Raw genomic sequence first — 18822 nt, 5'->3', positions numbered from 1 at the left:
ATATTCCAGAGACGATCCGATGAGCATGGAACAAGAATGCAAGCGGTTATCGCAAGAAACGATGCTTGAGTCGTTGACTCGCAATCTGCAACTCACCGATATGCTGCCGGTGTATTACTCAAACACCACCGCTCCGCACAGCCACGGTATCTACTGCGCTCTGGTGCCAAGTGATCGAGTTGATGATGTTCTGTCGTCATTAACATGGGATCTCTCGCATGGCGGTGGTGTTCCTGGATCTGCCGTGTACCATGACCATGAAGATGAGCGCGTTGAGTATCTTCGTTTCGGCGATGACGATGGGATTGAGCCGCTTGTTATTGATCGTGTCTTTCATGGGATGCGCGATGACTACAAGGAGATATCGGAAGAGTTTCGCCTCTTTCACAGGCTATATCACGATAGAAAGACGGATCGATACCTTAAGTTTGATGACGACGGAAGCGAAACAGTTGTGGCCGTCGTTGAAGACGATCGCGTCCTAATCAGGGTAAAGGAGATCCGACAATTTTTGGCGATACGTGAGATGCATCTATCAATCCAGTTCGACTGTCGCGAGCACTCAATCCATACATTGAAAGAACTCGAATTGGACGAGGGTGGCCAAGAACGGAGGGATGGCTTAGCTGCCTGGGGTCTTTTCTATGGCGATTTGCACGGTATTGGGGAGCAATGCGCATTCAGTCGGCTGTTGGGGAAGCGGCTGGTGGAACCCTTGCCAAAATCGAAAAGCGGCTTATGGGGTTTTGAAAAAAAGGCAGATAAGAAATACGTAGAGTTCATAATAGGTTTGGATGAATACGGCGATGAGGAAACCTACACCTCAGATCCTGGTGCCCTGGCGAATTTTTTCGGCGCAAATCGGGAAGCGCCAAATTACTTGACTCCGGTTCACTTTCGGAAGCAGGTTCTCGACAAGTACTTTCAGCAGCCATCCAAATATTCGGTTGAGGATTCGATGCTATGGTGCGGCAGTCTTTGGAGCATGCAGATTGACAACCATCATGAGGATAAGGTTTGCGCATGGCTAGGTGATTTGGGTAGAGATCTGCCGTTCAAAGAGCAACTTCACTGGCGCAGCTTCAATATCCACCCGCAAGGGGGTGTCAGCAAGACATACTTCCAGCGTCAGATACTGGCGCAGTTTGCGGATTCGGAACGCCCCGAACACTTGTTTGTTAACGGATACGCGCAATTACAGAGAGATTGTAGCGAGCACCTTGGTTGGCAAATCCTTCTGCCACTGGATGCCGGAGACGCGTATTTTATCAAAAGCGTACGAATCCCTGCATCTGACGAGCAGCGCGATTTTGATGAGCTGGTTTTAGGGCTAACGAAATTGCTTATTGACTCTTTGAATGAAAAGGAACTCAACAAGCTAGTTCCTGAAGCTGATCGGCCTAATCTCAAGGGCAGCATTTCGCGCCTTGAAGCGGCTCTGCAAAAAAGTAGTGTGGAAGGCGACGAATCGCAAATTGCTTTCCTGCGCAAGCTTCAAAATCTCCGCTCAAGTAGTTCGGCGCATCGAAAAGGAAGCAACTACAGGAAAATCGCCAATGATTTCGGGGTTGATGATCAGAGCCTGAGTGCAGTGTTTGCGGGAATATTGAGTCAAGCATTGGGTTTTATAGAGTTTCTGGCAACAACAGTCCGCGAGGGTCGCCTAAGAAAGTGCTAACAATGCCATTCACTCGGACGAAAATTCCGCTGCGCTCCATTCTCGCCAGTGATGGCGAACGTTGGGCTTGTAAAGAAGAGGCATCATGGATTGGTTGACATTCCTTTCAAACACAATAGGTCAGGTTCTTTCTTGGCCTGTTGCTATTGTGATTGTTGGTCTTATGTTCCGCAGACCAATCTCTGAGCGACTCAAGGATGTACGTCGCATTAAAACCAAGCATTTTGAAGCTGATTTCGGCTCCCATTTAGAAAAGGCAGAAGGAGAGCTAAATAAAGCGGTCGCAAAGTTGCCGTCTCAAAAGCCACTTCCAGCTCTCGAAAATCCTCCGCCGCCAAAAACAAGAAAAGAGATGATCGATGAACTGACGGAATTAATGCCGAACGCAGCAATTATGGAAAGCTGGCGAAATATTGAGAGAACACTTGACTTTTATTTTCAGAGTAGAGGCATTGAAAAACCGAGGTCAGGGCAAACTATTTTAGGCCACCTAGATTATGACCCAAATTTTCCACCACAACTTGTATCGGCTTATCAGGAATTACGGCTATTAAGAAACAGAGCAGCGCACGCATCGGAAAATGTCACTGCTGAACAAGCAAAGAGCTTTGCGGCTTTAGCGGATCGCTTGGCTCTTGCGTTAATTCAAGCGGCGGAAATGAGTAGTGGCAGTTGAATCAATGAAAGAAAATAAATGTTGCGTCCCGTGTGATCATGTTCCGCGAAGAAACGATTGTGATGCCCCCGGAACATCAGGACAGCCATTCAACCGCCGCACGGCTCCTGAAACTGGAGCGCCGCCAATCGCGCATAAAGCTCACCTTGAGCCATGAGCTCATCATGCCGCCCTGCAGCCACGATCCGCCCCTGATCGATCACCAGAATCCGATCGGCATTGCGCACCGTGGCGAGCCGATGAGCGATGACGATGCTGGTCCGGCCGTGCATGAGGGTTTCGAGCGCCTCCTGCACCAGACGCTCGCTCTCGGCATCGAGCGCGCTGGTGGCCTCATCGAGCAGCAGCAGCGCCGGATCGCGCAAGAGCGTGCGGGCGATGGCGATGCGCTGACGCTCCCCACCCGAGAGCCGCACACCACGCTCGCCCAGATGGGTGTCGAAACCCTGCGGTAGCCGTTCGATGAATTCCAGCGCATGGGCCGCCTCGGCGGCACGGCGCACGTCCTCATCGCTCGCGCTCTCCAGACCATAGCGGATGTTCTCCCAGGCGCTGGCGCCGAAGATCACCGGCTCCTGCGGTACCAGCGCGATGCGACTGCGCAGATCGCGCGGATCGAGCAGACGAATGTCGACCCCATCGAACAGCAGACTCCCCGCCGCCGGATCATAGAAACGCAGCAGGAGCTGGAACAGCGTCGACTTGCCCGCCCCCGATGGGCCGACCAGCGCCAGACGCTCGCCCGGCTCGACCGTCAGATCCAGCCCATCGAGCGCCGGCGTATCCGGTCGCGAGGGATAGACGAAACGCACCCCGCGCAACTCGATCCGTCCGCGCGACGGCTCGGGCAGCGGCTCGGGCGCGGCGGGCGGCAGGATCGCCGGCTGGATCTCCAGCAGCTCCATCAGCCGCTCGCTGGCCCCGGCGCCGCGCAACAGTTGCCCGGTCAGATCGCTCAGCGACCCCACGGCCCCGGCAACCACGATGGCATAGAAGAGAAACGCCGAGAGCTCACCGCCGCTCAGGGTGCCTTCGAGCACCCGATGCCCGCCGACCCAGAGCACCACGCCGATGGCCCCGAAGGTCAGCAGGGTCGCGATCCCCGACAGCGCCGCGCTCGACAGCGAACGGCTCATGGCCACATCGAACGCCGCCTCGACCTGATCGCCGTAGCGGCGACTGTCGATCGGCTCGTGACAGAACGCCTGCACGGTGCGGATGCCATGGATGACCTCGTCGACATAGGCGCCAACGTCGGCGACCCGGTCCTGACTGGCGCGCGAGAGCCGCCGCACGCGCCGCCCGAAGACCCAGACCGGAACGATGACGATCGGCAGTCCGGCCAGCACCAGCCCGGTGAGTCCGGGGCTGGTGATCGCCAGCATCAGCACGCCGCCGACGATCAGCAGTGTGGTGCGGATTGCCATCGCCAGGGTCGAGCCGACCACCACTTGCAGAATGGCCGTATCGCTGGTCAACCGCGAAATGACCTCGCCGGTGCGCGTGGTCTCGAAAAAGGCCACATCCAGTGCCAGCACCCGCTCGAAGACGGCCTGACGGATGTCGGCCACCACCCGCTCACCGAGCCAGTTGAGCAGATAGCTGCGCACCATCATCGCCGCCGCCGTGAGCACGACCACGAACAGAAACAGCAGCAGCGATCGATCGAGCGCCTCGACCGAGCCGGTGCCGAGTCCCGAATCGACCACCACCCGGATCACCTGACCGAAGGCGAGCACCGAACCGGCCGCGATCAGCAGCGCGACCAGCGCCAGCGCCAGCCGACGCCGATAGAGCCAGGCGAACTGGAGCAGCCGCTTGAGCGCGGCCAGATTGCGGGTGGCGGGTCGGTCGACGAGGTTGGCTTTGATGTCGCGCATGGATGGGTCGAGAGGTTCGCGGGTTGTTGGGTCAGGCTCCGGGCGGTCGACGGGAGATGGGGGCGACCGCCCGAAGGCTCAAAGCCACGCCCGACGCGCCTCGACCGTTTCGATGGTCTCGCGGTTGGTCCAGGAGCCGGTCAGCTCGGCGGCCTCGCGGGCCGGGAGCCAGCGGTATTCGAGATGCTCGCGCGGGTTGAGCCGCACCAGCCGCCGCGAGTCCAGCACCAGGGCGAAGCGATATTCGCGGTTGAAGCAGACGTTGGGCGCATAGCGATGACGCCAGGCGGGGATGATCGGAAACAGCACCGACTGACGCAGATCGATCAGCGCCCCGCCGGCACGCAGTCCGGTCTCTTCCCAGACCTCGCGCACGGCCGCGTGCCGGGGTGTCTCGCCGGGCGCGAGACTGCCCGTGACCGACTGCCAGAACCCGACCGGGCGCGTGCGGCGCATCAGCAGGAAGTCGCCGCCACGGGTGCAGACGACGACCAGCGCCGACTGCGCCCGCTTGCGTTCGGTGCGGCTCAAGCGCGTGTCCGCAGCCGCAGCGACAGTTCCTTGAGCTGGGCCTCGTCGACGGTCGAGGGGGCGTCGGTGAGCAGACAGGCCGCCGTCTGGGTCTTGGGGAAGGCCATGACGTCACGGATGGAGCTGGCGCCCGTCATCAGCATCACCAGCCGGTCCAGACCGAAGGCCAGACCACCGTGCGGCGGGCAGCCGAAGCGCAGCGCCTTGAGCAGGAAGCCGAAGCGTTCCTCGGCCTGTTCGTCGCTGATGTTCAGGAGCTTGAACACCTGACGCTGCACCGCATCGCGATGGATACGGATCGAGCCGCCGCCCAGCTCGGTGCCGTTGAGCACCATGTCATAGGCGCGCGAGAGACAGGCGCCCGGATCGCTCTCCAGCAGGCCGAGGTGCTCGTCCTTGGGCGCGGTGAAGGGATGATGCAGCGCCACCCAGCGCCCGTTGGCCGGGTCGTGCTCGAACATCGGGAAATCGACCACCCACAGCGGACGCCACTCGCCTTCCAGCAAGCCGCGATCCTGGCCGAGCTTGACGCGCAGCGCGCCGATCGACTCGTTGACCACACGCGCCTTGTCGGCGCCGAAGAAGATCAGGTCGCCGTCCACGGCCCCGGTGCGTTCCATGATGCCCTGCAGCGCGCTGTCGGGCAGGTTTTTGACGATCGGCGATTGCAGCCCCTCGCGCCCCTTCGCCGCCCACTCGTTGACCTTGATATAGGCCAGACCCTTGGCCCCATAGATGCCGACGAACTGAGTGTAGCCGTCGATCTCCTTGCGCGAGAGTTCGCCGCCCTTGGGCAGACGCAGCGCGACCACGCGCCCCTCGGGATCCTTGGCCGGACCGGCGAAGACCTGGAAATCGACCTCGTCCATCAGATCCGCGACATCGATCAGTTCCAGCGGCACGCGCAGATCGGGCCGGTCGGAACCGAAGCGGCGCATGGCCTCGGCATAGGTCAGACGCGGGAAGGGATCGGGCAGTTCGACGCCGATCACCTCACTGAACAGGCTACGGATCATGCCCTCCATCAGCTCCATCAGCTCATCTTCGCTCATGAACGAGACTTCGATGTCGAGCTGAGTGAACTCGGGCTGACGGTCGGCGCGCAGATCCTCGTCGCGGAAGCAGCGCGCGATCTGATAGTAACGGTCCAGGCCCGACATCATCAGCAGCTGCTTGAAGAGCTGGGGCGACTGGGGCAGGGCGAAGAACTCGCCGGGATGGGTGCGGCTGGGCACCAGATAGTCGCGCGCGCCCTCGGGCGTGGACTTGGTCAGAATGGGCGTCTCGATGTCGAGGAAGCCGCGCTCGTCGAGAAAGCGGCGCATCGCCTGGGTGACGCGACTGCGGGTGCGCAGACGCGCCTGCATCTCGGGACGGCGCAGATCCAGATAGCGATAGCGCAGACGCAGTTCCTCGGAGGCGTCCGCCGCATGGCTGTCGAGCTGGATCGGCGGGGTCTCGGCGGCGTTCAGGATCTCCAGGTCGAGTCCCAGGATCTCGATCTCGCCGGTCGGCAGATCCGGGTTGATGGTTCCCTCGGGACGCGGACGCACCCGGCCGGTGATCTTGAGCACGTATTCGCTGCGCACCTGTTCGGCGCGCGCAAACACCTCGGCGCGATCCGGGTCGAACACCACCTGAACCAGACCCTCGCGGTCGCGCAGGTCGATGAAGATGACCCCGCCGTGGTCGCGCCGGCGCTGCACCCAGCCGCAGAGGACGACCTCCTGGCCTGTATGCTGGCTGTTCAAATCCCCACAATACTGCGTGCGCATCGCTCTATCGCCCCGTCTTGTTCAAGGTGGACGGACCCGGCGCAAACAGGGCCGGAACCATCATGAAAAAGCGTGAAAGATTACTGGTCGCAACGGTTTAGCGCAAGGGCGGACCGGAATCGATCACCTGTATGGGATCATGAACGCATGAAGTCATCGAACCAACTGGATCTGTTCGCGGGCACGCCGGACGCGGCACCCGAGTCGGTATCCGTCGAGCCGGCGCGCGACGCCTGGACCCAGGCGCGCGAACTCGCCTGTGCCCTACCCGACCGGCTGAGGCTCGGCACCTCGTCCTGGTCGTTTCCGGGCTGGCTCGGCCTGATCTATGCGCCGACGGCCAATCCGCGCGCTCTGTCGCGGCATGGATTGAGTGCCTATGCCCAGCATCCGTTGCTGCGCACCGTCGGCGTCGACAGCGCCTACCACGCGCCGGCGCCGACCGAACGTCTGCGCGCCTATGCCGAGCAGGTTCCGGAGGATTTCCGTTTTCTGGTCAAGATGCCGGCGGCGATCACCGATGCGGTCATACGAGCCGGCGGCGGGCGTCCGGTCGAAGCGAATCCCGGTTTTCTCGACCCTGGGCGGGCGACCGAGCAGTCGGTCCGGCCCTTCGTCGAGGGGCTGGGGATGCGTGGTGGTGTGCTGCTGCTCCAGTTTCCGCCGCTCGGCGAGACGATCACCGCCAACCCACGCCGCTTTGCCGAGGATCTGTACCGCTTCCTACGTCGCTTGCCGACCGGACCCTGTTATGCCGTCGAGGTGCGCGATCGCGAGCTGCTGACGCGCGATCTGGTGGAGGCTCTGCGCCACGGCGGCGCCCAGGCCGCGCTCAGCCTGCACCCGCGCCTGCCCGCGCTCGATCGTCAGCAGGCGCTGTTCGCCGATCTTCCGCCCGGCCCGTTGGTGCTGCGCTGGATGCTGCGCGCCAATCGCGGCTACACCGAGGCCCGGAATCTCTATCAGCCCTTCGACCGACTGCGCGAGCCGGACGCGACCGCACGCGATCAGATTGCCCGGCTCGTCTCCGAAGCGCTGAGCGCCGGACGCGAGGTCTATGTCATCGCCAACAACAAGGCCGAGGGCTGTGCGCCGCTGAGCCTGATCGGGCTGGCCGGAACCCTGAGCGAACAGCGTGACTGAGTACGTTCGGCAATTGGTTTCAAGCAGCCCAAAGCCGCTCACATGCCGGCGTTGACCGACAGAATCTCCAGACAGCTCAAATCGTGCCGCTCGATCAATGCCTCGATCGTGGCATGGTGATTGATGAGAGTCTCCAGGACCATCTGATTGCTGACATTCCCGAGTCGGAGCCAGATGACCTTTGGCGGACTGCCTCGGACCAGCGTCATTTCCTCGAAATCCGCGTCCTTGGTCACGATCGTGTAGCCATGCACCGAAGCGTAATCCCAGATCGCTGAGTCAGATGCACGATCCAGTCCCAGCAAGGCCACCTGACTGGAGCCTGGGTATTGAGCTTGCAAGCTCGGCACGATGCGCCGAGAGATATTCTGATCCAGCAGGAGCTTCATGCGACGCACAGATTCGCCACACGGTGCTCGCGGTCAGCGGCAAAGGCCAGACAGGCCAAAACATCTTTGCGCTCCAGCTCCGGGTACTCTTCCAGCACCTGTTCGATCGTCAGCCCACTGGCCAAAAAATCCAGCACGTCGTAGACCGTGATCCGCATGTGGCGAATACAGGGTTTACCGCCCCGTTTGCCTGGCTCGATGGTAATTCGCTGCCTGTCGATCATGCTCGTCTCCCGTACACATGTACTCACTGCACGCCCACTCTCCAAACGGCGCTTTGGCCAGCGCGTGGCGCCAAGGCTACTCAGGCGGCGCTCTTGGCCGCGCCGCTACCGCTGGAGCCGGAGGAACCCGCACTGTCCGTCTTGGCCGCCGACTCCTTCTTCTCGCCGCCGCCGTCGTGCAGATTCTTCTTTTTGTCGCCGGACTTCTTGAAGTCGGTCTCGTACCAGCCGCCGCCCTTGAGGCGGAAACCGGCCGCCGAGATCAGCTTCTTGAGGGCAGGCTGGCCGCACTCCGGGCAGTCGGTCAGCGGCGCGTCGCTGATCTTCTGCATCTTCTCCAGCTCATGACCACAGTGTTCGCAGCGATATTCGTAGATCGGCATCGTTTTTCCTCACAATTCGAAATGGATGATGACATGACGTTTGCGACGGCGCCCCAGATGTGGATTGCGCCATCGAAATCAAATCCGGTTGCGTGACGGGGCCGGATTGGCGTTAATGCCGACCCCAGGAGCCTCCAGCCGCACTCGACGCTCGGTCGCGCGCCGCACGGACGCCCGCCCGGTCCCTCGTCACTCAGGTTCAGACCTTTTTCAGATGCACGCGAACGCAACCACCAGCCCCAGTTCCATCCTCATCACCGGCTGCTCCAGCGGCATCGGCCACCACTGCGCGCATGAACTGGCACGGCGCGGCTGGCAGGTGATCGCTTCGGCGCGCCGTCCCGAGGACGTCGCCCGACTCGAAGCGGAGGGACTGAGCGCGGTGCGACTGGATCTGGACGATCCGGCGAGCATCGGCGCGGCGCTGGAACGCACGCTGGAGCTGACCGGCGGACGGCTCGATGCGCTCTTCAACAACGGCGCCTATGGTCAGCCGGGCGCGGTCGAGGATCTGAGCCGCGATGTGCTGCGCGCCCAGCTCGAAACCAACCTGCTCGGCTGGCACGACCTGACCTGTCGCGTCATCCCGCTCATGCGCCGCCAGGGGCGGGGACGAATCGTGCAGAACAGCTCCATCCTCGGTTTCATCCCCCTGCCCTATCGCGGCGCCTATGTCGCCAGCAAGTACGCGCTCGAAGGTCTGACCGACACCCTGCGGCTGGAACTGCGCGGTTCGGGGATCTCGGTCTCGCTGATCGAGCCGGGGCCGATCCTCAGCCGCTTCCGCGACAACGCGCATCGCGCCTTCCGCTCCAACATCGACCGCGAGTCGAGCGTCCATCGCGACGCCTACCGCCGGGCCGAATCGCGTCTGACCAAGGAGGGTCCGGCCCAGCCCTTCACCCTCGGGCCGGAGGCGGTCTGCGCCAAGCTCATCCATGCCCTGGAGAGCCCACGCCCGCGGGCGCGGTATTATGTCACCTTCCCCACCCATCTGCTCGGCACGCTCAAGCGTCTGCTGCCGACCAGCGGGCTGGACTGGTTCCTCGCGCGGGTGTCGCGCGGTGGAGAAGGCTGAACCAGGAACACCGGACCATGACACGCACGCAGAGATCCGAATCCACAGGCCCCACGCCCGAGATCGTCGCTGTCTTCGGTCAGCGCGCGGGCGTGGGCGCCACCACGACCGCCGTCAATCTCGCCATGGGACTGGCCGCCGCCGGACGCTCGGTGCTGCTGCTGGATCTCGACCCCGAGGGCGGCGCCAGTCGGGCCATGGGCGTGGCGGGACGGGAACGCGGCGGCACCGAGCGCGTGCTGCGCGAACGGGCCGTCACGCGCGACATGATCGCCGCCACCAAGATCCCGCAGTTCTATCTGGCCCCGGCCGACCCCGAGCTGGCGGCACTCGACACAGATCCCGCTGAGGACGAGGATTCGCTGACCTGTCTCTATCAGGCCCTGGCGACCCTGCCGGCGCTGTCGCTCGATTTCGATCATGTCATCCTCGACTGTCCGCCCTCGCTCGACGTCCTGACCGGCAATGCCCTGATCGCGGCGCACCGGATCCTGCTGCCGCTCGCCGCCGATGCCCCGGCGCTCGATACGCTGCCGCAGTTGCTCAAGCAGGTCAACGAGTTGCGCGCCGGTCGTCCGCAACCGCTCTACGGAGTCTCGCTGCTGATCGGCAGACGGGCCGCGACCGCGACCTCCAGGAATCTGAGCGCTCAGGCGCGACACGAGCATGGTCGCATGGCGCTCGCCACCGAGATCCCGTTCGACTCAAGGCTCACCAAGACCGAGACACCGACTCAGCCGCTGTTGATGTCCGCCCTGACCCGCGAGATCAGCCAGGCCTATCTGAGTCTGGCCGCCGAATGGTTGATGCTGGGCGAACGTGGCGATCGTCCGGACGGCGGCTGGCGCCCCAGTGCGCGCGCGGAGCGTCTGGAACACCATCGCGCCCGTCTGACCCAGGGCATCGAGAACTGGCGGCTCGACCCGCTCTCAAAACTCTACGACCCCGAGCAGGCCATGCGTCATCAGGATACCGAGGCGCTCGGCGCCCTGTTCGATGCCGCCGCGCCACGGCACCGTTTCTCGCTCGACCGGCGTCCGGGCCGCGCGACCTGGCTGACGCTGGTACTGATCCTGCTGGCCGGGGCGCTGTCGGTCTGGCTCCAGCCCTGGCGGATCGACGAACAGCGCCGTCTGGATCTGGCGGCGCGTCTCATCGGCTCCGAACGGCAGTGGGAGGCCGGCAGCCAACTCCTGGCGCGCGCCGACGAACGCGCCTATCGTGAACTGCTCCTGGCCGCGCGCCTGCTGGAGACCAATCGCGCGCGCCTGATCGAATGCGCCGGGCACGCCACGTCAAGCAGACCAGCCGAGTGCCTGGTCGTATTGCCATCGATGGAGGTCGACCCATGACACGCGACAACACACTGAGCCGAGGCGTCATTGGCAGTCTGGCACTGACCCTGACGTTCGGCGTCTCCCTGACATCGGTCTGGGCCGATGTGGTTCAGCCGCTCCCACGCCCGACAGCCGCATCCGCTGGCGATGAGGCGCGCTGGCTGGAGCGTCTGCCGCCGGCGACTCAGCCGCTGCCCCGCTCCATCGACGTGGCGCAGTCGGACGCCAGTTCGCTCCAGGAGGCGCTGAAGCTGCTGGAGTCGCGCGTCGAGTCGGGCGCCTTCGAATCCGCACCGCGCACCGCCAAGGACGACAAGACGCCGGCACGGGAGGTTGAGCCAGTCGAACCGAACGAGAAGACCGAGATCCCGATCTCGGCGCCTCAGCCTCCCGCCTTGCCCGCCCCGCCGGTCGCGCCGGCTCCACCAGCCATGCCCGTCGCGCCGGAGCCGATCGAGACACCGGCGGCCAATCCATCGCTGATCCCTGAAGCAGCCGAGAAGGCTTCGCCTCCGGCGCCGGAGACGCCACCCGCGACGTCCATGGAGCCAAGTCGCGATGGATCGAGTGAAGACGCGGGACGAGCGCCCCAGGAGACCGCGCCGGAAACGACAGCCGAACCCGTCGATGAACGGGTCGCCGACACGCCGGCCCCCATCGAACAGGCGGCGAACACCGGACGCTGGCAGGTGCAGCTCCTGGCCGGTCGCTCGCTGTCCAGGGTCGAGCGCGACCGCGACGACCTCCGGCGTTTCCATGGCGACAAGGTCTCAGGTCTGACCCTGACGATCAGCCAGGCGAGTCCCAACGGCCTCTATCGCCTGCGCGCGCTCGACTGGACGAGCCAGACGGAGGCCGGCGCCTGGTGCCAACGTCTGCGCGCGGCGACCGGACTGAAGTGCATGGTCGTGCGTGGCGACGAATCGCCGGCTCCAGGCGCCGCGTCCGTCGACGCACTCCCATCCTCAGCGACGAGATAGTCAAGCAGGCTCCATGCGTACCCTCTGTGTCACATCCGGCAAGGGCGGGGTCGGCAAGACCACGCTCTCGATCAATCTGGGCATCGCGCTCGCGCGCTCGGGCCGCAAGGTGCTGCTGCTCGACGGCGATCTGGGGCTGGCCAATCTCAACGTGATGCTGGGGATCATCCCCAAGCACACCATCCATGACGTCATCCGGGGCCACAAGACCCTGGCTCAGATCGTGATCCCGACGCCCTATGGTCTGGATCTCATCGCCGGAGCCAACGGCATCGCCGAACTGGCGGATCTGGGGGAACGCGAGCGCGTGCAGGTCATGCAGGATCTGGAGGCGCTCAATGGCTACGACTTCCTCATCATCGACACAGGGGCCGGTATCGGCGACAACGTCGTGCGCTTCGTGCTGGCGGCCGATGACGTGCTGGTCGTCACCACGCCGCATCCGACCTCACTGACCGATGCCTACGGCATCATCAAGACCATCCTGGCGCAGGAGTCCAAGCCGCTCAAGCTGCTGGTCAACTGCGCGCCCTCACCCGCCGATGCCAAGCGGGTCGCCACCCGGCTGGCGGGCGTGACCGATCGGTTCATGAACGGCACGCTCGAGTTCGTCGGGCACGTCCCGGTCGACAGCCTCATCGAGCGCAGCATCCTGGCGCAGAAACCACATCTGATCCTCAACCCCGGCTCGACGAGCGCCCGGTGCATCGAGCAGGCCGCGACCCGACTGGTCAACGGCCATACACCCAATCTCACCAGCAGCCTTGGACGCTTCCTGAAACGCCTGATCGGGCACTGAGGCCGGATCGGGCGCGGACTCAGACGTACTGGACTTCCAGGATCTCGAACTCGCGCAGCCCGCCGGGCGCCTGAAGCGAGGCGACGTCACCCTCGGCTTTGCCGATCAGACAGCGCGCCAGAGGCGAACCGACCGAGATCAGACCCTGCTTCAGATCCGCCTCGTCCTCGCCGACGATCTGGTAGCAGTGCTCCTCGTCGGTCTCCAGTTCGAGCACCTTGACCGTGGCCCCGAAGATCACCTTGCCGTTGTGCGGCATCGTGGTCACGTCGATGATGTGGGCGTGCGAGAGCTTGCCTTCGATGTCCTTGATGCGGCCCTCGACGAAGCCCTGCTGCTCACGTGCGGCGTGATATTCGGCGTTCTCCTTCAGATCGCCGTGCGCGCGCGCCTCGGCGATGGCTTCGATGATCCGTGGACGCTCGACACGCTTGAGCTGCTCCAACTCTTCACGCAATTTCTCGGCGCCTCTGGCGGTCAGAGGGACTTTGTTCATCATGGATTTCCTCTTCATGTGAAAGCGCCGCCGGGAAGAGACTTCCCAGGCGGCGCTGACCCCTTGCGGGCCTTTGAGCTTCACACCGCGCGTCAATGGCGCGGTGCGAGGCAGGTTCAGTAAAGATCTTGTAACCGATTGACGCTCAGGATGTCCAGTTGCTTGAGCGCCATGCAGGTGGCCTCGGCCCCGGCGATGGTGGTGGTATAGGGCACCTTGTGCTGGAGCGCAGCGCGACGGATGGCGGCCGAGTCGGCGATCGCCTTGGCCCCTTCAGTGGTGTTGACGATGAAGCTGGCCTCGTTGTTCTTGATCATGTCGACGATATGCGGGCGACCCTCGGCGACCTTGTTCACGCCGGTGCAGGGCAGTCCGGCAGCACGCACCGCCTCAGCCGTACCGTGAGTCGCATAGAGGGTGAAGCCGAATTCGAGCAGATCACGCGCAACTTGGACCAGACGCGCCTTGTCAGCCTCGCGCACGCTGAGCATGGCCTTGCCGCCCTTGCGCGGCAGCAGGCTTCCCGCGCCTTCCTGGGCCTTGGCATAGGCTTCGCCGAAGGTCTCGCCCACGCCCATCACCTCGCCGGTGGACTTCATCTCAGGCCCGAGCAGGGTGTCGACGCCGGGGAACTTGACGAAGGGGAACACGGCTTCCTTGACGAAATAGTGCTTGGGCCGGACTTCGCGCCGATGGCCCTGCTCCTCCAGCGAGCGCCCGGCCATGCAGCGCGCGGCGACCTTGGCCAGCGCCAGACCGATCGCCTTGGAGACGAAGGGCACGGTGCGCGAAGCGCGCGGGTTGACTTCGAGGATGAAGATCTCGTCGCCCTTGATCGCGAACTGGGCGTTCATCAGGCCGACCACGTTGAGCGCGCGCGCCATCTTGACCATCTGTTCGCGCATCCGGTCCTGGATCGCGGGTGACAGGGTGTAGGGCGGCAGCGAACAGGCCGAGTCGCCCGAGTGCACGCCGGCCTGCTCGATGTGTTCCATGATGCCGCCGATCAGCACCTCGCTGCCGTCGCAGATGGCGTCGACGTCGACCTCGATGGCGTCGTCGAGGAAGCGGTCGAGCAGCACCGGAGACTCATTGGAGACACGCACCGCCTCGCGCATGTAGCGCTTGAGATCGGTCTCATCGTAGACGATCTCCATCGCCCGTCCGCCGAGCACATAGGACGGACGCACCACCAGCGGATAACCGATGGCGGCGGCGCGCTCGACGGCCTCGTCCTCGCTGCGCGCGGTGGCGTTGGGCGGCTGACGCAGACCCAGCTCCTGGATGAGCTGCTGGAAGCGCTCGCGGTCCTCGGCCAGGTCGATGCTGTCGGGCGTGGTGCCGATGATGGGCACGCCGGCGGCTTCCAAGGCACGAGCGAGTTTCAACGGGGTCTGACCGCCGTACTGGACGATGACACCCTTCGGCTTTTCCTTCTCGACGATCTCCAGCACGTCTTCGAGCGTCAGCGGCTCGAAGTAGAGCCGATCCGAGGTGTCGTAGTCGGTCGAAACCGTCTCGGGGTTGCAGTTGACCATGATGGTCTCATAGCCGTCCTCGCGCATGGCGAAAGCGGCATGGACACAGCAGTAGTCGAACTCGATGCCCTGGCCGATGCGGTTGGGTCCGCCGCCCAGGACCATGATCTTCTCGCGGTCGCTCGGCTCGGCTTCGCACTCTTCCTCGTAGGTCGAATACATATAGGCGGTGCTGGAGGCGAACTCGGCCGCGCAGGTGTCGACCCGCTTGTAGACCGGATGCAGCCCCATCTCATGACGCAGGGCGCGGATCTCAGATTCCTGAGCGCCCACCAGACGCGCGATGCGCCGGTCGGCGAAGCCCTGGCGCTTGAGCGCACGCAGGCGCTCCAGGGTCAGTCCGGCGCGGCCGGCGGCGCGCGTCTCGGATTCAGCGTGGATCAGATCTTCGATCTGGGCGAGGAACCAGGGATCGATGCGGCTCAGTTCATGGATCTCGTCGAGACTCATGCCGGCGCGGAAGGCATCGGCGACATAGAACAGCCGCTCGGCGCCGGTCTGGCGCACTTCGAGCCGGATGGTGTCGAGCGCGTCCGGGTCGTTGAGGTCCACGATCTCGTCGAGTCCGTAACGGTCGATCTCCAGTCCGCGCAGCGCTTTCTGCAAGGACTCCTGGAAGGTGCGGCCGATGGCCATGACCTCGCCGACCGACTTCATCTGCGTCGTCAGACGCGCATCGGCCAGCGGGAACTTCTCGAAGGCGAAACGCGGGATCTTGGTGACGACATAGTCGATGGTCGGCTCGAACGAGGCCGGCGTCGCGCCGCCGGTGATGTCGTTCTTGAGCTCGTCGAGCGTGTAGCCGACGGCGAGCTTGGCCGCGACCTTGGCGATCGGGAAGCCGGTGGCCTTGGAGGCGAGCGCCGAGGAGCGCGAGACGCGCGGGTTCATCTCGATGACGATCATGCGCCCGTCGGCGGGATTGATCGCGAACTGCACGTTCGAGCCGCCGGTGTCGACGCCGATCTCGCGCAGTACGGCGATCGAAGCATTCCGCATGATCTGGTATTCGCGATCAGTGAGCGTCTGGGCCGGAGCGACCGTGATCGAGTCGCCGGTGTGCACCCCCATGGGGTCGAAGTTCTCGATCGAGCAGATGATGATGCAGTTGTCCGCATGGTCGCGGACCACCTCCATCTCGTACTCCTTCCAGCCGAGTACGGATTCTTCGATCAGCAGTTCCTTGGTCGGCGACAGATCCAGACCGCGCCGGCAGATCTCCTCAAACTCCTCCTGGTTGTAGGCGATGCCGCCGCCGCTGCCGCCCATGGTGAAGGATGGACGGATGATGGTCGGGAAGCCGATCGGCGCCTGGACCTGGATCGCCTCTTCCAGACTGTGGGCGATGGCCGAACGTGGCATGTCGAGCCCGATCTTGCGCATCGCCTGACGGAACAGGTCGCGGTCCTCGGCCTTGTCGATGGCCTCGCGCGAGGCGCCGATCAGCTCGACGCCGAACTTCTCCAGCACCCCTTCGCGCACCAGATCGAGCGCGCAGTTGAGCGCGGTCTGACCGCCCATGGTCGGCAAGAGCGCGTCCGGGCGCTCCTGCTCGATGATGGAAGCGACCGCGCGCCAGGTGACCGGCTCGATATAGGTCGCGTCGGCCATCTCCGGGTCGGTCATGATGGTGGCCGGGTTGGAGTTGACCAGGATGACCCGATAGCCCTCCTCGCGCAGCGCCTTGCAGGCCTGCGCGCCGGAGTAGTCGAATTCGCACGCTTGACCGATGACGATGGGGCCGGAGCCGATGATCAGGATGCTATGGATGTCGGTACGCTTGGGCATGGGGTCTCACGCGGGGTTCGGAAAGGTGGGCGATGTCGGGCACAGGGGCGGTCGGGCATTCGGGAGCGGGTCGACTCAGGGCTGTCGGTCGATGCCCTGAGCATTCGGGTACGCCTGAGTACTCTACGACTTGCGCTCCCGCATCAGGTCGATGAAATGGTCGAAGACGGGCGCCACGTCGTGCGGTCCCGGACTGGCCTCGGGATGCCCCTGGAAGCTGAAGGCCGGGCGCTGACGATGATGGAGACCCTGGAGCGAGCCGTCGAACAGCGAGCGATGGGTCGCCTCCAGCGTCTCGGGCAGGGTCGACTCGTCGACCGCAAAGCCGTGGTTCTGGCTGCTGATCATGACCGCGCCGGTCTTGAGATCCTGCACCGGATGGTTGGCGCCGTGATGGCCGAACTTCATCTTGAGCGTCCGGGCGCCGCAGGCCAGGCCGAGCAGCTGATGACCGAGACAGATGCCGAAGATCGGGATGTCGGTCTCCAGCAGCTCGCGGATGGCGGCGATGGCGTAATCGCACGGCTCCGGGTCGCCCGGCCCATTGGACAGAAACACGCCATCGGGTTCGAGCGCCAGCACGGTCGTCGCCGGCATGTGCGCCGGAACCACGGTGACATGACAGCCGCGATCGACCAGCATCCGCAGGATGTTGCGCTTGATGCCGTAGTCGTAGGCGACGACATGATAGGGCAGCTTGCCGTCGACCGGCTTGAGCGGCTCGGGCAGTCCGCCGTCGAGCGTCCAGGAGCCCTGGGTCCAGGGATAGGCTTCCTGGGTCGAGGCGTGCTGGGCCAGATCCATGCCCTTGAGTCCGGGGAAGGCGCGCGCCTCGGCGAGCGCGGCCGCCTCGTCGATGGCGTCTCCGGCCTGGATGCAGCCGTTCTGGGCGCCTTTCTCACGCAGGATACGGGTGAGACGGCGGGTGTCGATATCGGCGATCCCGACCACGTCGTGACGGGTCAGATAGGCGTCGAGCGACTCGGCCAGGCGGAAGTTGCTCGCCCGTGCCGGCAGATCGCGCACGATGAGTCCAGCCGCCTGGATGGCGCCCGACTCCTCGTCCTCAGGGTTGGCGCCGACGTTGCCGATGTGCGGATAGGTCAGGGTGACGAGCTGGCGCAGATAGGAGGGATCGGTCAGGATCTCCTGGTAGCCGGACATGGACGTATTGAAGACGACCTCGCCGACGCTGGAGCCGTCGGCGCCGATCGACGTTCCGCGAAAGACCGAGCCGTCTTCCAGAACCAAAATCGCGGGTTTTCTCAAGGGTGTCTCCGAAATCGGGGGCGAGGACGTGCGATCGTCCTGGATCGACGACACTGGCACGTTTCAAGGTCGCTTTGGCGGCGACGCGCTAAATCTTCGGTATTCTAGAGAACCGGCGCTGGGCTGTCCACGCGCGCGGCAGTTTCGCCGCCATGCAGTCAACATCCGCCCCATCACCCTCGTGAGGGTCGGCGCTCGTGGCATGTCGCTATCGCCCGAGAGACCGCCGCGCCCAAGCCTCGATGTTGGCCGCGTCCATGGCGCCCGCCTGACGGGCGACCTCGGTTCCGCCGTGGAAGAGGATCAGGGTCGGGATACTGCGAATCCCCAGGCGCCCGGCCAAGCCCTGCTCCTGCTCGGTATCGACCTTGATCAGACGCACGGCCGGCTCCAGACGCCCTGCCGCCGACTCGAAGGCCGGCGCCATCATCCGGCAGGGTCCGCACCAGGGCGCCCAGAAATCGACCAGGAGCGGCAGATCGCCGCGCGTGAGATGCCGCTCGAAACGCGCCGCATCGAGCGCCAGCGGATGGCCGGAAAACAGCGGCGCACGGCACTTGCCGCACTTGGGGTCGGACCCGAGACGTTCGGCGGGCAACCGATTGACGGCGTCACATTGTGGACAAACGACGTGCAGGGATTGGGACATGCTTCGACACTCCGGGCGATGCCGGACATCGCCCCGACAAATGGATTCTCCAGAAGACTGAAATCATCCCAGAGTGCGTGCCTCACCGGCAAGCCGCGCACTTGAATCGAACCGGGTCGATGGCTATGTTGAGCGTTCATAAGCGCGTTTCATGCCAGTCAACCTGAGCAAAGACGAGCCGGAGCGCGCGCTCCCAAGATCCGCTACTG

17 protein-coding genes are annotated in these 18822 nt (G+C 63.9%); 7 read left to right on the top strand and 10 right to left on the bottom strand.

All coding sequences use genetic code 11. The features are described from left to right. Positions 1 to 25: 25 nt before the first annotated feature. Both HW932_RS00545 and HW932_RS00540 read left to right on the top strand, forming a co-directional pair. Positions 26 to 1678, top strand: a complete 1653-nt coding sequence (locus HW932_RS00545; protein WP_176974553.1) for a hypothetical protein — start codon at positions 26 to 28, stop codon at positions 1676 to 1678. Positions 1679 to 1763: 85 nt separating this feature from the next. Beyond that, positions 1764 to 2354, top strand: a complete 591-nt coding sequence (locus HW932_RS00540; protein ID WP_176974552.1) for a DUF4145 domain-containing protein — start codon at positions 1764 to 1766, stop codon at positions 2352 to 2354. 89 nt (positions 2355 to 2443) lie between these two features. On the opposite strand, the gene HW932_RS00535 is transcribed toward HW932_RS00540, so the two are convergent. The 3 genes from HW932_RS00535 to aspS all read right to left on the bottom strand — a co-directional run bounded on the left by HW932_RS00535 (position 2444) and on the right by aspS (position 6540). Beyond that, positions 2444 to 4234 carry an ABC transporter transmembrane domain-containing protein gene (locus HW932_RS00535; protein ID WP_176974551.1) on the bottom strand — a complete coding sequence of 597 codons (1791 nt, stop codon included), beginning with the start codon at positions 4232 to 4234 and terminating at the stop codon, positions 2444 to 2446. Positions 4235 to 4312: 78 nt separating this feature from the next. After that, entirely contained in the window at positions 4313 to 4765 is a 453-nt protein-coding gene (nudB, locus tag HW932_RS00530; RefSeq protein WP_176974550.1) for a dihydroneopterin triphosphate diphosphatase, read from the bottom strand. Next, on the bottom strand, positions 4762 to 6540 hold the full coding sequence (gene aspS / locus HW932_RS00525) for an aspartate--tRNA ligase (protein WP_176974549.1): 1779 nt from the start codon (positions 6538 to 6540) through the stop codon (positions 4762 to 4764). The genes nudB and aspS overlap by 4 nt, the downstream gene beginning before the upstream one ends. 147 nt (positions 6541 to 6687) lie before the next feature. Between aspS and HW932_RS00520 the strand changes: the two genes are divergently transcribed. Then, complete coding sequence (locus HW932_RS00520; protein WP_176974548.1) at positions 6688 to 7683, top strand: DUF72 domain-containing protein; 996 nt, start codon at positions 6688 to 6690, stop codon at positions 7681 to 7683. 38 nt (positions 7684 to 7721) lie between these two features. Here HW932_RS00520 and HW932_RS00515 read toward each other — a convergent pair whose 3' ends face one another. The 3 genes from HW932_RS00515 to HW932_RS00505 form a co-directional block, all read right to left on the bottom strand. Then, complete coding sequence (locus HW932_RS00515) at positions 7722 to 8072, bottom strand: DUF5615 family PIN-like protein (RefSeq protein ID WP_176974547.1); 351 nt, start codon at positions 8070 to 8072, stop codon at positions 7722 to 7724. After that, the gene (locus tag HW932_RS00510) at positions 8069 to 8296 is read right to left on the bottom strand and encodes a DUF433 domain-containing protein (RefSeq protein ID WP_176974546.1); all 228 of its coding nucleotides are present in this window, start codon (positions 8294 to 8296) and stop codon (positions 8069 to 8071) included. The genes HW932_RS00515 and HW932_RS00510 overlap by 4 nt, the downstream gene beginning before the upstream one ends. 80 nt (positions 8297 to 8376) lie before the next feature. Further along, a complete protein-coding gene (locus tag HW932_RS00505; protein ID WP_176974545.1) occupies positions 8377 to 8679 on the bottom strand; it encodes an FmdB family zinc ribbon protein in 303 nt (100 codons plus the stop codon). A 214-nt stretch (positions 8680 to 8893) separates the two neighbouring features. Between HW932_RS00505 and HW932_RS00500 the strand changes: the two genes are divergently transcribed. The 4 genes from HW932_RS00500 to HW932_RS00485 are packed head-to-tail and all read left to right on the top strand — an operon-like array spanning position 8894 to position 12873. Beyond that, positions 8894 to 9757 carry an SDR family oxidoreductase gene (locus HW932_RS00500; RefSeq protein WP_176974544.1) on the top strand — a complete coding sequence of 288 codons (864 nt, stop codon included), beginning with the start codon at positions 8894 to 8896 and terminating at the stop codon, positions 9755 to 9757. A gap of 17 nt (positions 9758 to 9774) precedes the next feature. Further along, positions 9775 to 11109 (top strand): ParA family protein, encoded by a 1335-nt coding sequence (locus HW932_RS00495; RefSeq protein WP_176974543.1) that lies wholly within the window; start codon positions 9775 to 9777, stop codon positions 11107 to 11109. Continuing rightward, complete coding sequence (locus HW932_RS00490; protein WP_176974542.1) at positions 11106 to 12074, top strand: SPOR domain-containing protein; 969 nt, start codon at positions 11106 to 11108, stop codon at positions 12072 to 12074. Before HW932_RS00495 ends, HW932_RS00490 begins: the two co-directional genes overlap by 4 nt. A 13-nt stretch (positions 12075 to 12087) precedes the next feature. Next, positions 12088 to 12873, top strand: coding sequence for a MinD/ParA family protein (locus HW932_RS00485; protein WP_176974541.1), 786 nt, complete (start codon positions 12088 to 12090; stop codon positions 12871 to 12873). Positions 12874 to 12892: 19 nt separating this feature from the next. Here the strand turns inward: HW932_RS00485 and greA are convergent, their stop codons facing one another. The 4 genes from greA to trxC all read right to left on the bottom strand — a co-directional run bounded on the left by greA (position 12893) and on the right by trxC (position 18613). Beyond that, positions 12893 to 13369 carry a transcription elongation factor GreA gene (gene greA / locus HW932_RS00480; protein ID WP_176974540.1) on the bottom strand — a complete coding sequence of 159 codons (477 nt, stop codon included), beginning with the start codon at positions 13367 to 13369 and terminating at the stop codon, positions 12893 to 12895. Between the two features lie 116 nt (positions 13370 to 13485). Then, the gene (gene carB / locus HW932_RS00475) at positions 13486 to 16695 is read right to left on the bottom strand and encodes a carbamoyl-phosphate synthase large subunit (RefSeq protein ID WP_176974539.1); all 3210 of its coding nucleotides are present in this window, start codon (positions 16693 to 16695) and stop codon (positions 13486 to 13488) included. Positions 16696 to 16818: 123 nt separating this feature from the next. After that, on the bottom strand, positions 16819 to 17964 hold the full coding sequence (gene carA, locus HW932_RS00470) for a glutamine-hydrolyzing carbamoyl-phosphate synthase small subunit (protein ID WP_176974538.1): 1146 nt from the start codon (positions 17962 to 17964) through the stop codon (positions 16819 to 16821). Positions 17965 to 18172: 208 nt separating this feature from the next. Beyond that, entirely contained in the window at positions 18173 to 18613 is a 441-nt protein-coding gene (gene trxC / locus HW932_RS00465; protein WP_176974537.1) for a thioredoxin TrxC, read from the bottom strand. Between the last annotated feature and the right edge of the window lie 209 nt (positions 18614 to 18822).

Origin of the sequence: Allochromatium humboldtianum (assembly GCF_013385175.1) — a bacterium.
GTDB lineage: Bacteria > Pseudomonadota > Gammaproteobacteria > Chromatiales > Chromatiaceae > Thermochromatium > Thermochromatium humboldtianum.
The sequence above is the reverse complement of the archived record's forward strand: the minus strand, read 5'-3'. Positions and strand labels throughout refer to the sequence as shown.

Bases quoted from the DNA above. Each gene is read 5' to 3' on its own strand.
- HW932_RS00505 (WP_176974545.1), bottom strand. From the start codon at position 8,679: ATGCCGATCTACGAATATCGCTGCGAACACTGTGGTCATGAGCTGGAG.
- HW932_RS00495 (WP_176974543.1), top strand. From the start codon at position 9,775: ATGACACGCACGCAGAGATCCGAATCCACAGGCCCCACGCCCGAGATC.
- HW932_RS00540 (WP_176974552.1), top strand. From the start codon at position 1,764: ATGGATTGGTTGACATTCCTTTCAAACACAATAGGTCAGGTTCTTTCT.
- HW932_RS00485 (WP_176974541.1), top strand. From the start codon at position 12,088: ATGCGTACCCTCTGTGTCACATCCGGCAAGGGCGGGGTCGGCAAGACC.
- HW932_RS00545 (WP_176974553.1), top strand. From the start codon at position 26: ATGGAACAAGAATGCAAGCGGTTATCGCAAGAAACGATGCTTGAGTCG.
- HW932_RS00535 (WP_176974551.1), bottom strand. From the start codon at position 4,234: ATGCGCGACATCAAAGCCAACCTCGTCGACCGACCCGCCACCCGCAAT.
- carB (WP_176974539.1), bottom strand. From the start codon at position 16,695: ATGCCCAAGCGTACCGACATCCATAGCATCCTGATCATCGGCTCCGGC.
- trxC (WP_176974537.1), bottom strand. From the start codon at position 18,613: ATGTCCCAATCCCTGCACGTCGTTTGTCCACAATGTGACGCCGTCAAT.
- aspS (WP_176974549.1), bottom strand. From the start codon at position 6,540: ATGCGCACGCAGTATTGTGGGGATTTGAACAGCCAGCATACAGGCCAG.
- HW932_RS00520 (WP_176974548.1), top strand. From the start codon at position 6,688: ATGAAGTCATCGAACCAACTGGATCTGTTCGCGGGCACGCCGGACGCG.
- greA (WP_176974540.1), bottom strand. From the start codon at position 13,369: ATGAACAAAGTCCCTCTGACCGCCAGAGGCGCCGAGAAATTGCGTGAA.
- HW932_RS00510 (WP_176974546.1), bottom strand. From the start codon at position 8,296: ATGATCGACAGGCAGCGAATTACCATCGAGCCAGGCAAACGGGGCGGT.
- HW932_RS00490 (WP_176974542.1), top strand. From the start codon at position 11,106: ATGACACGCGACAACACACTGAGCCGAGGCGTCATTGGCAGTCTGGCA.
- HW932_RS00515 (WP_176974547.1), bottom strand. From the start codon at position 8,072: ATGAAGCTCCTGCTGGATCAGAATATCTCTCGGCGCATCGTGCCGAGC.
- HW932_RS00500 (WP_176974544.1), top strand. From the start codon at position 8,894: ATGCACGCGAACGCAACCACCAGCCCCAGTTCCATCCTCATCACCGGC.